At 65.7% G+C, this 12,129-nt stretch carries 8 protein-coding genes; 4 read left to right on the top strand and 4 right to left on the bottom strand.

The window, feature by feature from the left end; all coding sequences use genetic code 11:
* Window positions 1–86: 86 nt before the first annotated feature.
* Complete coding sequence (locus ACTDXD_RS24305; RefSeq protein WP_440124736.1) at window positions 87–548, bottom strand: 6,7-dimethyl-8-ribityllumazine synthase; 462 nt, start codon at window positions 546–548, stop codon at window positions 87–89.
* 116 nt (window positions 549–664) lie between these two features.
* On the opposite strand from ACTDXD_RS24305, the gene ACTDXD_RS24300 reads away from it, so the two are divergent.
* The 4 genes from ACTDXD_RS24300 to ACTDXD_RS24285 all read left to right on the top strand — a co-directional run bounded on the left by ACTDXD_RS24300 (window position 665) and on the right by ACTDXD_RS24285 (window position 5,900).
* Window positions 665–1,747 carry a helix-turn-helix domain-containing protein gene (locus tag ACTDXD_RS24300; protein WP_440124735.1) on the top strand — a complete coding sequence of 361 codons (1,083 nt, stop codon included), beginning with the start codon at window positions 665–667 and terminating at the stop codon, window positions 1,745–1,747.
* A 62-nt stretch (window positions 1,748–1,809) separates the two neighbouring features.
* Window positions 1,810–2,625 (top strand): trehalose-phosphatase, encoded by an 816-nt coding sequence (gene otsB / locus ACTDXD_RS24295; protein WP_440124734.1) that lies wholly within the window; start codon window positions 1,810–1,812, stop codon window positions 2,623–2,625.
* Between the two features lie 41 nt (window positions 2,626–2,666).
* The gene (locus ACTDXD_RS24290; RefSeq protein WP_440124733.1) at window positions 2,667–5,087 is read left to right on the top strand and encodes a glycoside hydrolase family 65 protein; all 2,421 of its coding nucleotides are present in this window, start codon (window positions 2,667–2,669) and stop codon (window positions 5,085–5,087) included.
* A gap of 33 nt (window positions 5,088–5,120) precedes the next feature.
* Window positions 5,121–5,900, top strand: coding sequence for an HAD family hydrolase (locus ACTDXD_RS24285; protein ID WP_440124732.1), 780 nt, complete (start codon window positions 5,121–5,123; stop codon window positions 5,898–5,900).
* A 10-nt stretch (window positions 5,901–5,910) separates the two neighbouring features.
* On the opposite strand, the gene ACTDXD_RS24280 is transcribed toward ACTDXD_RS24285, so the two are convergent.
* The 3 genes from ACTDXD_RS24280 to pepN all read right to left on the bottom strand — a co-directional run bounded on the left by ACTDXD_RS24280 (window position 5,911) and on the right by pepN (window position 12,121).
* Complete coding sequence (locus tag ACTDXD_RS24280; RefSeq protein ID WP_440124731.1) at window positions 5,911–8,307, bottom strand: phosphoketolase family protein; 2,397 nt, start codon at window positions 8,305–8,307, stop codon at window positions 5,911–5,913.
* A 155-nt stretch (window positions 8,308–8,462) separates the two neighbouring features.
* On the bottom strand, window positions 8,463–9,617 hold the full coding sequence (locus ACTDXD_RS24275) for a tyrosine-type recombinase/integrase (RefSeq protein ID WP_440124730.1): 1,155 nt from the start codon (window positions 9,615–9,617) through the stop codon (window positions 8,463–8,465).
* Window positions 9,614–12,121 (bottom strand): aminopeptidase N, encoded by a 2,508-nt coding sequence (gene pepN / locus ACTDXD_RS24270; RefSeq protein WP_440124729.1) that lies wholly within the window; start codon window positions 12,119–12,121, stop codon window positions 9,614–9,616. The genes ACTDXD_RS24275 and pepN overlap by 4 nt, the downstream gene beginning before the upstream one ends.
* Between the last annotated feature and the right edge of the window lie 8 nt (window positions 12,122–12,129).

The raw sequence follows: 12,129 nt of genomic DNA, 5'->3' as shown, positions 1-12,129 counted from the left end.
GCTTGCAGACGTCTACCCCGGAGTCTCGAGATTCCCTAAGGGCTGCGGGTTCTGCTCCCCTACCGAACGTGGCTTCCGACGGGCCGCTACTGCCCTGCCGGAAGCGCGCGCAATGCCTTCACGGTCGCGTCGACAGCCCGCGCCGCCTCCGCCCCCTTGGTGACGAAGTGCCGCGTGAAGTAGTCGACGTGCTCCGAGTGCTCGTGGAAATGGTGCGGGGTGAGCACAACCGAGAAGACGGGAACATCGGTGTCCAGCTGCACGCGCATCAGACCGTCGATCACGGCCGTCGCCACGAAATCGTGCCTGTAGATGCCGCCGTCGACGACCAGGCCGGCCGCCACGATCGCGTCGTATCGGCCGGAGCGTGCGAGACGCTGAGCATGCAGAGGGATCTCGAATGCGCCCGGAACCTCGAAGAAATCCAGCGAGTCCTTGGTGTACCCCAGCTCGACGATCTCGTCGGTGAAGCCGTCCTTTGCCTGGTCGACGATAGTGCGATGCCATGTGGCCTGGATGAATGCGATTCGGCGCGCGGTGTCACTCATGTCGATGAAGTTAGCGCATGCGCTTACTCGATCCTGCGGCTTGTGCCGATGTGATGTGGGTGACAGCACCGCAGATTTCGTTTAATTCGGTATTCCGTCCCGTACAGACTGCTAGCGTGACGGATGTGACGCAACAGGACTCCTCCGATACGCCTGCAACTGCCGGGCCCAAGCCGGAACGGCCGATCGATATCTACCGCCGCGCGTCGGTCTGTCTCGAGGCGTGCTTGCCCCTCGGATGGACACTGTCCAGCGACAGGCCCCGCTCCCCCGAGGCGCCTCAACGATTGGTCGTCACCTCCCCCGAAGGCGAATCGGTGTCATTCGCGATCATCGCCTCCCGGGGGGTACTCAGCGGCGACATCGCGCGCATCACCGCCGAACTCTCCGACTCCGACCGCGGCTTCGTGTGCGCGCATTACCTGTCCGATCCCGTGCGCCGCCAGCTCGATCAACACGGGATCTCCTACGCAGACGCCACCGGAAATCTCACTCTGGTGGCATCTCGGCCCGCTGTGTGGGTACGCAATCGCGGAGCCGACGCCGATCCGTGGAGGGGCCCGGGCCGGCCCTCGGGCGTGCTGACCGGAGAACCGTCCGACCGGGTGGTTCGTGCCTTGGCCGACCACTCCGGCGAGATGACGGTGCCCGAACTCATCAAACTCTCCGGCGCGTCAACCGGGGCCACCTACCGCGTGGTCGAGGTGCTCGTCGAGCGCGAGCTCATCCGACGCATCCCCCGCGGCAGCATCACCGAAGTGCGATGGGAACAGATGCTGCGTGCCTGGGCGACAGAACGGAAGATGTGCGCAACCCGGCGCTTCACCGCGCCGGACGGCCTCGAGATCGTCCGAAACCAACTCTCCGAGCGAATCGACCTCACCTACGCCCTCAGCGGTGTCGGCGCCACCGACTACGCACAATCCGATGTGCTCGAGCTGTACGCAGACGATCCCGACGACTTCGCCGGCGCGTTGGGCTTACGGCCCGTGGACCGCGGCGGCGACGTGGTAGTCGCGATTCCGTGGTCGTCGGTGGTGTTCGACCGCATGGATCGCTCGCGACCGCTGCGCAGTGTGGCGCCGTCGCACGTCTACGCAGACTTGCTGTCGGGCCCGTTCCGCAATCTGGAGGCGGCCGAACACGTGCGTGCACACCTGACCTCGGACGAAGCGCACTGGCGACGCCCCATCCACTGACCCACTCACCCGGTGCCTGTACGGTTCGAAGCAGTACCCGCACCACAGGAGGTTCGCCCGAGATGGATCCCGCATCGACGGTGGGGGGCCTCCCGTCGGCGCTCGACTCGGCAGCACTGTCGCGCCGATTGGGCACACGCAAGCCCGCAGTCTTCCTCGACTACGACGGCGTGCTCACGCCTATCGTCGACAGGCCCGAGGATGCAGTCCTGTCGACCACCATGCGCAGTACAGTCCGTGCATTGGCCGACCGCTGCCCCGTCTGCATCGTCACCGGCCGCGACCGAGCAGTCGTCCAGCAATTGATGGGCATCGACGACCTGACCGTGGCGGGAAGCCACGGTTTCGACATCTGGAAGCCCGGCCAGGGTGCGATCTCCCCCGACTCCCTCGGTGATTTCACCGAGCTCGTCGCCGACACCACCGCCTCGTTGCGTGAACGGCTCGCCGACACGGACGGAGTGAGCCTCGAACCGAAGCGCGCTTCGGTGGCCGTGCACTACAGGAACGCCGGACCGCAGGCACGTCGACACACACATGATGTCGTCCATGCGTTGCTCGAGGAACTGCCGGATCGGCTCGAGTTGATTCCCGGGAAGATGGTGTACGAGCTGCGGCCCGCGGTCGACTGGAACAAGGGCAAGGCCGTCCTTCACCTGATCGATGTACTCGGCCTCGACTCCGACGACATCATCCCGATCTACCTCGGCGACGACATCACCGACGAGGATGCATTCACTGCTGTCCGCGGCACCGGAATCGGGATTCTCGTGGGCAGCCCCGACGATCCGGAGATGCAGGATCGGGTCACCGCAGCCGAATTCGGCCTCGCGTCGGTGGACGACGTGGCACGCTTCCTGTCCGAGTTGGGTTGTTGACAAGCAGGTAGCCGAGCGGCTCGATCGCCAGGAGGTAGTCCGTGTACGACCCCGAGTTCAGCCTCGAGTACGACGGGTTCGATCCCGAAGCGGAGGGCCTTCGGGAATCGATGACCTCGACCGGCAACGGCTACCTCTGTACCCGAGGCACCGCCGAGTGGGAGGACATGGGCGAGGTCCATTACCCGGGCACATACGCACATCGCTGCTACAACCGTGAGACGACGATCATCGGTGGGAGTCCCGTCCTCAACGAGGATCTGGTCAATCTCCCGAACTGGCTCGTTCTGAAACTGCGGATCGACGGTGAGGACGCGATCCGGCTGTCGAACGTCGACGTGCTGTCGTACCGGCATGTGTACGATATCCGGACTGCGACGGTCATCCGAGAACTACGCGTGCGCGACCGGAAGGGGCGCGAGACCTCGTTACGTAGCCGACGTTTCGTCAGTATGGCGCACTCGCACCAGGGTGCCCTGGAATGGACACTCACACCCGAGAACTGGTCGGGTCGCGTCGAGATCGTCTCGGCACTCGACGGCCGTGTGACCAACCGTGCGGTGGCCCGCTACCGCGATCTCGAAGGCCGTCACCTCGATCCTGTAGCGCCGCGCACATTCGGTCCGGACACCATCGCGCTGAAAGTGCAGATCCGGCAATCGGACATCTACATCGCACAGGCCGCGCGCACCCGAGTGTTCGTCGGCGATGCCGAACCCGCCGATGTCGAGCGCGACCTCTATCAGATGGAGGACTACATCCAGCAGGTCTTGGCGTTCGATGTTGCAGAGGGGAACGCGATCCGCGTCGAGAAGATCGTCTCGATGTTCACCTCGCGCGACGACGCGATCACCGAGCCGCTCGCCTCCGCAGGCCGACATGTACTGCGGTATCCGGATTTCGCCGGCGCCTATCTGGAGCACAGGGCGGCGTGGGACGAGCTGTGGGACATCTGCGATATCCGGCTACCGCGGGAGCCGCGGACCCAATTGCTGCTGAGACTGCACGTCGCGCATGTCCTGCAGGTGTGTTCGCGCCATACCTCTCGGCTGGATGCGGGTGTCCCTGCCCGCGGTCTCAACGGCGAAGCTTATCGCGGACATGTCTTCTGGGATGAGTTGTACGTGTATCCATTCCTCGATCTGAGGATTCCGGAGGTCACCAAGGGGCTGATCATGTACCGGTACCGGAGGTTGGCAGAAGCGCAGGCTGCAGCATCCGACGCCGGGTACCGGGGTGCGATGTACCCGTGGCAGAGCGGCTCCGACGGGACGGAGGAGACTCAGCTCGTCCATCTCAATCCGCTGTCGGGTCAGTGGGATCCGGATCTGAGCCGTAACCAGCGGCACGTGAGTGCGGCGATCTTCTACAACGTGTGGAGGTACTACCAGGCAACCGACGATTTCGACTTCATCGCCGATCACGGGGCCGAGATGATGCTCGAGATCGCCCGGTTCTGGGCGTCGATCGCCGAGTACAACCCGGAGCGGGACCGTTTCGAGATCCACGGCGTGATGGGTCCCGACGAGTTCCATGAACGCCGACCTGATTCCGAAGCACCTGGCCTGCCGAACAACGCGTACACGAACGTGATGGTGGCGTGGATCGCGGCCAAGGCGATCGAGATACTCGACCTCCTGTCGATGAGTCGGCAGACGGCGCTGCGTGCCACGTTGCGGGTGACGAATGAAGAACTGCAACGGTGGTCGGCGATGAGCCGGAAGATGTTCGTCCCATTTCACGATGGGGTGATCAGCCAATTCGAGGGCTACGAGAAGCTCGACGAGATCGACTGGGAGCATTACCGCGCCTCGTATCCGAACATTCAGCGGATGGATCGTATCCTGCGGGCCGAGGGGCTCGACCCCAATCGGTACAAGGTGTCGAAGCAGGCCGATGCGGTGATGCTGTTCTTCCTGTTCGACGACCACGAGTTGCGGTCGATCTTCGATCGTCTCGGATACGAGTACGACCGTGATCTGGTGCGGCGCACGGTCGAATACTACGACGAACGCACCTCGCACGGATCCACGCTCAGTTTCGTCGCGTATGCGGGTGTGTTGGCAGGGTTCGATCCCGAATCCTCCTGGGAGCGGTTCAAGGTGGCACTCGAAAGCGATGTGAGCGACCTGCAGGGCGGCACCACCAAGGAGGGCATCCACATGGGGGTGATGGCCGGAACTCTGGATCTGGTGCAGCGCTATTTCGTCGGTGCCCGGATCTACGGCGGTGTGCTGGTGTTCCGACCGCGGTTGCTTCCCCATCTCGATGGGGTGTCGTTCTCGATGCGGTATCGGGGCACTCCGCTGCGGGTACAGATCTCCGGCGAGACATTGTCGGTGTGTGCACAAGTCGAAGGTTTCCGGGTGCCGGTGCGGGTGGGCGTGAACGGAGAGTCCGTGCAACTCGGCGCTGGACAGTCGCACGAGTTCCACATTCCACCGACTCCCCTGCCGACCTGACAGGCATCCCGGAGAGACGAGGAGGCGAGCACTGTGACCGGTGACGTGTCGTCGCGTGCCCCCGGGTTCGCCGGGGTGATCTTCGATGTCGATGGGGTGCTTGTCGATTCACCGCACGAGCAGGCATGGCGGGAGTCGTTGGCCCAGCTCATGACGGGGCCGTGGCGCGATGTGGCCGGGCGTACGACGTGGACTCCGGATGCGTTCACCTCGCGGGTGTACCGCGAGGTGTTGTCGGGGAAGCCCCGGCACGCGGGCGCGTTGGCGTGCCTCGAGCACTTCCTGGTCCCGGATGCCCGACGGCGGGAGCCCGAGTATTCCGAGCGCAAACAGGCGATGCTGCTCGAGATGATCGAGGCGGGCCGTTTCGATGCGTACGGGGACGGGGTCCGGTTCGTACTGGCCGTGCGGTCTGCCGGTATCCCGGTGGCGGCCGCGTCGTCGTCGAAGAACGCACACCGGTTCCTCCGTGCAATCCGATTGAAGGAATTCGGGGCGGGCGGCGGGGCGTTGCTCGACGTGTTCGACGCCGACCTGTCGGGCCGCGATTTCGCGCGGGGTAAGCCGGACCCGGAGATCTTTCTCACCGCGGCGGACGGACTCGGAGTGCCGCCGGAGCGGTGTGTGGTGGTCGAAGACGCGGTCAGTGGCGTGCAGGCCGCGAAGGCAGGCGCGATGGTCGCGCTCGGTGTGGCGCGCGCAGGCGACGAGCACGAGTTGGCACAGGCCGGTGCGGATCTTGTCGTGACGTCCCTCGATGAGGTGGATCGGGAGGCATTCGTCGCCGGACGGCTGGTGCAGCGCGCACGTTGACTCGGTGGGGTCAGCGGTCGAGGCCGTGCCAGCGCCAGTCGGCGATCTCGGGCATGTCCTCGCCGTGCTCCCGGATGTACTGCCGGTGTCTGATCAGCGTGTTCTTGAGATGTTCGCGGGCGTAGGCGGCCCCTGGGCGGAGGCGTTCGACACGGTCGATGACGTCCAGTGCCAGATCGAATCGGTCGATTCTGTTGAGGACACACATGTCGAACGGGGTTGTCGTGGTGCCTTCTTCGATGTATCCGCGCACGTGGATGTTGTCGTGGTTGCGGCGGCGGTAGGTGAGCCGGTGGATGAGCCAGGGGTACCCGTGGTACGCGAACACGATGGGTGTGTCGGTGGTGAACAGGGCATCGAAGTCGGCATCGGGTAGCCCATGAGGGTGTTCTCGGTCGTCCTGCAGACGCATCAGGTCTACGACGTTGACCACCCGGATCCGCAGGTCGGGGAACAATTCGTGGAGGATCTCCACGGCGGCGAGAGTTTCCATGGTGGGGACGTCGCCTGCGCAGCCGAGTACGACGTCGGGTTCTGCACCGCGGTCGGTACCGGCCCACTCCCAGATCCCGATTCCTTTGGTGCAGTGAACGATGGCTTCGCCGATGGAGAGGTATTGCGGTTGCGGTTGTTTCCCGGCGACGACGACGTTGATGTACTGGCGGGTGCGCAGGCAGTGGTCGGTGACCGAGAGCAAGGTGTTGGCGTCGGGCGGGAGGTAGACGCGGATCACCTCGGACTTCTTGTTGACGACGTGGTCGATGAATCCGGGGTCCTGGTGGGAGAACCCGTTGTGGTCCTGCCGCCACACATGCGAGGTGAGAAGGTAGTTGAGGGACGGTATGGGACGACGCCAGTGGATCCGGTTGGTGGTGCGAAGCCATTTGGCATGCTGGTTGACCATCGAGTCCACGATGTGCACGAACGCCTCGTAGCAGGAGAACACACCGTGACGTCCGGTCAGCAAATATCCCTCGAGCCAGCCCTGACACGTGTGCTCCGAGAGGATCTCCATGACCCGGCCGTCGGGCGCGAGGTGTTCGTCGGTCGGCAGGATCTCGGCGTTCCAGGCGCGGTCGGTGACGTCGAGCACGTCGTCCAGCCGGTTCGAGTTGTGTTCGTCGGGAGCGACCATGCGGAAGGTTGTCGGATTGTCGCGCATGACATCCCGGAGGAAGGTGCCCAGGATTCGTGTGGATTCGGCGAAATCGTATCCGGGACGATCGATGGTCACCGCGTGGTCGCGGAAATCCGGTAGTGCGAGATCCCGGATGGTGGGACCGCCATTGGCGTGCGGATTGGCGCTCATGCGTCGAGACCCTGCGGGGTTCAGGGCGCGCAGGGCCTCCATTGGTGTCCCGTTGTCGTCGAACAGCTCGTCCGGGCGGTAGCTGCGCAGCCACCGTTCGAGAATGTCACGGTGCTCGTCGTCGTCGCGGGCGTGCGCGAACGGCACCTGATGGGACCGCCAAGTGCCCTCGATCGGGAGCCCGTCCACTTCGACCGGTCCGGTCCAGCCCTTCGGAGAACGCAGCACGATCATCGGCCAGGCAGGTCGGTCACTGCTACCGGACAGCCTGGTTTCCTGCTGGATCTCGGTGATGCGGTCGAGGCTGCGGTCGAGCGCGTCGGCGAAGTGCCGGTGCATATATTCCGGGTCGTGTCCCGAGACGATGATCGGGTCGTGTCCGTATCCCCGGAGCAGCGACTCGAGTTCGTCGGCGCCGATGCGGTCCAGCAGCGTGGGATTGGCGATCTTGTATCCGTTGAGGTGCAGGATCGGGAGCACGGCGCCGTCGCGGCGAGGATCGACGAATTTGTTGGAATGCCAGCTCGCGGCGAGCGGGCCGGTCTCGGCTTCGCCGTCGCCGATCACTGCTGCGACCACGAGGTCAGGGTTGTCGAATGCGGCACCGTAGGCGTGGGAGAGCGAGTATCCGAGTTCTCCGCCCTCGTGGATGGACCCGGGGGTCTCCGGGGCGACATGGCTGGGTATGCCGCCGGGGAACGAGAACTGGGTGAACAAGCGGCGCATGCCGGTTTCGTCCTGGGAGACGTCGGGGTAGAACTCGCTGTATGTTCCTTCGAGCCACGCTGCCGCGACCGGTCCGGGCCCACCGTGGCCCGGTCCCATGATGTACATCATGTCGAGGTCCCGGGCGAGGATCGCGCGGTTCAGATGCGCGTAGACGAAATTGAGCCCCGGTGTGGTGCCCCAGTGCCCGAGGAGGCGCGGTTTGATGTGCTCCGCGCGTAGCGGTTCGCGTAGCAGCGGGTTGTCCATGAGATAGATCTGCCCGACGGACAGGTAGTTCGCGGCGCGCCACCACGCGTCGAGGTCGTGGACGTCTTCGTCCGACAGCGTGGTGGGTTCGGTGGAGGTCGCGGGTTCAGGGGAATCGGGCATCTGTATCGGGCTCCTCGTCTCGACAGCGACCGATCGTGACCTTGTGCTGCACGATCGGCTCATGCGCGTAGCCGCTGCGTGAACGGTACCCACCGCACAGGCGTTGCACTCGTCGATCTCGAATTCGAGGGTGGGGTGGCCGTGGTCCGAGGGGCTCAGAGTCCGAGGCGGGTGACTGCGTTGGCGACCAGACCGGCGTGCTGTCTGCTGTAGAGCGCGACCATGCGCTCGTCGGCGTGCCCGGTCTGGGTCATGATCGTCTGGGTGGTGGCTCCGCCGCGGACGGCCTGGGTGACGAATCCGGCGCGCAGACTGTGCCCGCCGAGGGTCGCGACGAGTTCGTCGCTGAATCCTGCACGGCGGGCGCGCCGTTGGATCATCGAGTGAACCGATTGTCCGGAGAGCGCTGCGGCGCCGAGCGACCCGGTGCGGTGCACCGGACGGAACAGCGCGCGGTTGCCGACGGGCGTCGGTCCTGCGGCCAGGCCTCGGCAGCAGTGCTGCACCGGGCCGTCGTCCCCGTGCTCGAGTAGCGCCGCGACGGCAGGCCTGCCGCCGTCGTCCCAGGTGTCGAGGACTTCGCGCCAGCGCCGATACGCGCACACCGGGCACGTGTGCGGGTCCTGGCCGTGCGGGAGAGTGACTGTGCGACCGCGCGCCGCGCGATCGGTCTTGGACTGCCGGATTGTGACGTAGAGGCCGTCGGCCCGGTGTGGGACGACATCGGCGACGGTGAGGGCGGTCATCTCGGAGCGGCGCAGCGCCCCGGCGAGACCCATGAGCAGTAGTGCGGCGTCGCGACGTTCGGCGACGCGTTCGGCCCATCCGGCAGTCGCCGCGTCGATGCGCATGTGGGTGAGGATCGTGCGGATGTCGTCGGTGAGCAGCGGGGTGCGGCGTGCGGGCGGGGTGGCGCGGTCGCGGCGGATGCCCCGGAGGAGTTCGCGGACCGATTCGTGCTGCCCCGGTTTCGGGTATCCGGCGAGAGAGTGCATCTTGTTGATGGTCGAGACCCACCGGGACAGCGTCGACGGTGCGTAGGCGTAGCGGCCGTCGGCGCGGACCTCGACCGATTTCTCGGTGACGAACCAGGAAATCTGCTCGGGTGTTGCCGGGAGCGGGGTGTGGCCGGTGGTCACGCACCAGCGGGTGTAGGTGTCCCAGTCCGTCAGCTGCGCGGCGCGGGTGTTGTCGGAGGCGGCTTTGTCCCGGAGCCGGCGCATTGCGTCGGTGATGGTGTCGGGTGGTTGCGGGGCGTGGTGAGCGAGCGGTGTCGGGGTGACGACGTCGGGGACGTGTTCGGTGCTCATGCGATCGGGCGGGCGTCGTTGGTTTGTTGTACGCGCAGGTCGCGGGCCAGGTGGTCGCGTTGTTCGATGACGAGGCGACGCAGTGCGCCAGGGGCGTCGGTGTTCGCTGCGAGCCATGCGTCGACCTGGTCGAGGGTGTCGGCCGCGGGGAACAGGCCCAGGACGATGCGGCGGGCGATCTCGATGCTGCGCTCGGACCAGGTGTCGCGCAGGATCGCGAAGTAGTCGCTGTCGTAAGGCCCGGTGAGGTCGCGTCGCGCACCGGTGCGGAAGCCTGCGATGGTGGCGTCGAGGTGGTCGTTGGTGAGTGCGTGGTCGGCGCAGATCGCCGCCCACGCGTGGGCTTTGACCTCTGCGCGGGGGCGGGCGGTCATGGCCCGTAGGTGCGCGGTCCGGCCGGTCGCGGTGTCGTCGCGACGCAGTTCGTCGTCGAGGTCGGGCTTGTCGGCGTATCCGGTGGCGGTCAGCGCCGTGAACCAGGACCACCGCAGGTCGGCGTCGAGTGCGAGCCCGGGCGGTACGGGTGTGGCGCCGTCCAGCATTGCCCGGAGTTCGGTGGCGCGATGGGCGTCCATGGCGGCGGCAGCGCCGACCGCGCGGGCGAAGGCGAGTTGGGCGCCGCTGCCGGGTTCGGCACTACCGAGTCCGTGCCACACTGCGTCGAGCCACGCGACGCGCGCCTGTGGTCGGGCCGGGGCGGGAAGGTAGTGCTCGATGGCGGCGGGCGCGTTGGCGAGGGCCGCGGTGAGCAGCGAGAGGTTCGCCTCGTTCGTCGAGAAGCGGCTCGCCATGGCGATGTAGCGGGTGGCTGCAAGTTCGCCGTCGCGGGTGGCGTTCCACAGCGCCGACCAGATCAGGCCACGTGCAAGAGGGTCGCGGACCCGATCGAGTGAGAATTCGACGGTGGTCAGTGAGCGTTCGTCGAGGCGGATCTTGGCGTAGGTGAGGTCGTCGTCGTTGAGCAGGATCAGGGGTGCGTCGGGGAGTTCGATGCGGGTGCGGGCGTCAACGGCGTCGATCTCGACGCGGTGGGTGCGTACGAGGTCGCCCACGGGGTTGTGGTCGTAGCAGCCGACGGCGAGCCGGTGGGGTCGCGGGTCGGTCTGCACGATGTCGTGATGACCGTTGCCGGTGTGTTCGAGGGTCAGGGTCGAGACTCCGGAGGTTTGCAGCCAGGCGCGGGTCCATTCGGTGAGGTCGCGACCGGAGGTGCTCGACAGTTCGGTGAGGAGGTCGTCGAGCGTGGTGTTGCCGTACGCGTGTGCGTGGAAGTAACGGCGGGCACCCTCGAAGAAGGCGTCGCGGCCGACATAGGCGACGAGTTGTTTGAGGACGCTGGCGCCTTTGGCGTAGGTGATGCCGTCGAAGTTGAGTTTGGCGGCTTCGAGGTCGACGATGTCGGCGACGATCGGATGGGTGGTGGGGAGTTGGTCCTGCAGGTATGCCCATGCCTTGCGGCGGTTGGCAAAGGCGACCCAGGCATCGGTGTACTTCGTTGCTTCGGCGCTGACGAGGGAGCCCATGTAGTCCGCGAAGCTTTCCTTGAGCCACAGATCGTCCCACCATTTCATGGTGACGAGGTCGCCGAACCACATGTGTGTCATCTCGTGCAGGATCGTGTTGGCGCGGGCCTGGTACTGGGCTTCGGTGGCGGCGCCGCGGAAGACGTAGGCCTCGGTGAACGTGACGCAGCCGGGGTTCTCCATGGCTCCGAGGTTGTATTCGGGAACGAACACCTGGTCGTATTTGCCGAATGGATACGGATAGTCGAAGTGCTCGGCGTAGAAGTCGAGGCCCTCGGTGGTGACCTGGAGGATCTCGTCGGCGTCGAGGTGTTCTGCGAGCGAGGCGCGGCACAGCACCCGCAGCGGCACGGTGAGCTCTCCTCTGCTCCAGGTCGAGTCGACGCGGTGGTACGGCCCGGCAACGATGGCCGTGATGTAGGTGGAGATGGGCAGGGTCGGGGCGAACGTCACGGTCTGGTTGTCGCCGCCCCGCTGGCGGTGATCGACGGCCTGGTTCGAGATGACCTGCCAGTGGGCGGGTGCGGTGACCACGAACGTGTAGGTGCCCTTGAGGTCGGGTTGTTCGAAGCAGGCGAACACGCGGCGCGCGTCGGCCGGTTCGTATTGGGTGTAGAGGTAGGTTTCGCCGTCGACGGGGTCGAGGAAGCGGTGTAGCCCCTCCCCCGATCTGCTGTAGCGGCCGGTGGCGACGATGGTGACGACGTTGATCTCGCGGAGTCCGCTGATGGTGATTCGTGCGCCGTCGTAGACGACGGGGATCAGGTCGCCGTTGACCGTCACTGATTCGACGGAGTCGCCGAGGAAATCGAGCCACGATTCCGGTGCGGAGGCGGTGAACTCGACGGTGGTCACCGTGGGGAATCCGGTGCGGTCCGGGTCGACGGCACCGCGGAGGTCGAGTTCGACGTGGTAGGAGTGCACGTCGAGAGCGCGGGCGCGCGCGGAAGTTTCAACTCGGGACAGGTTGACGGAACTCACGGATCCGA

Source organism: Rhodococcus sp. SJ-3, assembly GCF_051918125.1.
Classification (GTDB): domain Bacteria; phylum Actinomycetota; class Actinomycetes; order Mycobacteriales; family Mycobacteriaceae; genus Rhodococcus.
Note: the sequence above shows the minus strand (reverse complement) of the source record. Positions and strands in the feature narration are given on the sequence as shown.

Bases quoted from the DNA above. Each gene is read 5' to 3' on its own strand.
- ACTDXD_RS24305 (WP_440124736.1), bottom strand. From the start codon at position 548: ATGAGTGACACCGCGCGCCGAATCGCATTCATCCAGGCCACATGGCAT.
- otsB (WP_440124734.1), top strand. From the start codon at position 1,810: ATGGATCCCGCATCGACGGTGGGGGGCCTCCCGTCGGCGCTCGACTCG.
- ACTDXD_RS24280 (WP_440124731.1), bottom strand. From the start codon at position 8,307: ATGCCCGATTCCCCTGAACCCGCGACCTCCACCGAACCCACCACGCTG.
- ACTDXD_RS24275 (WP_440124730.1), bottom strand. From the start codon at position 9,617: ATGAGCACCGAACACGTCCCCGACGTCGTCACCCCGACACCGCTCGCT.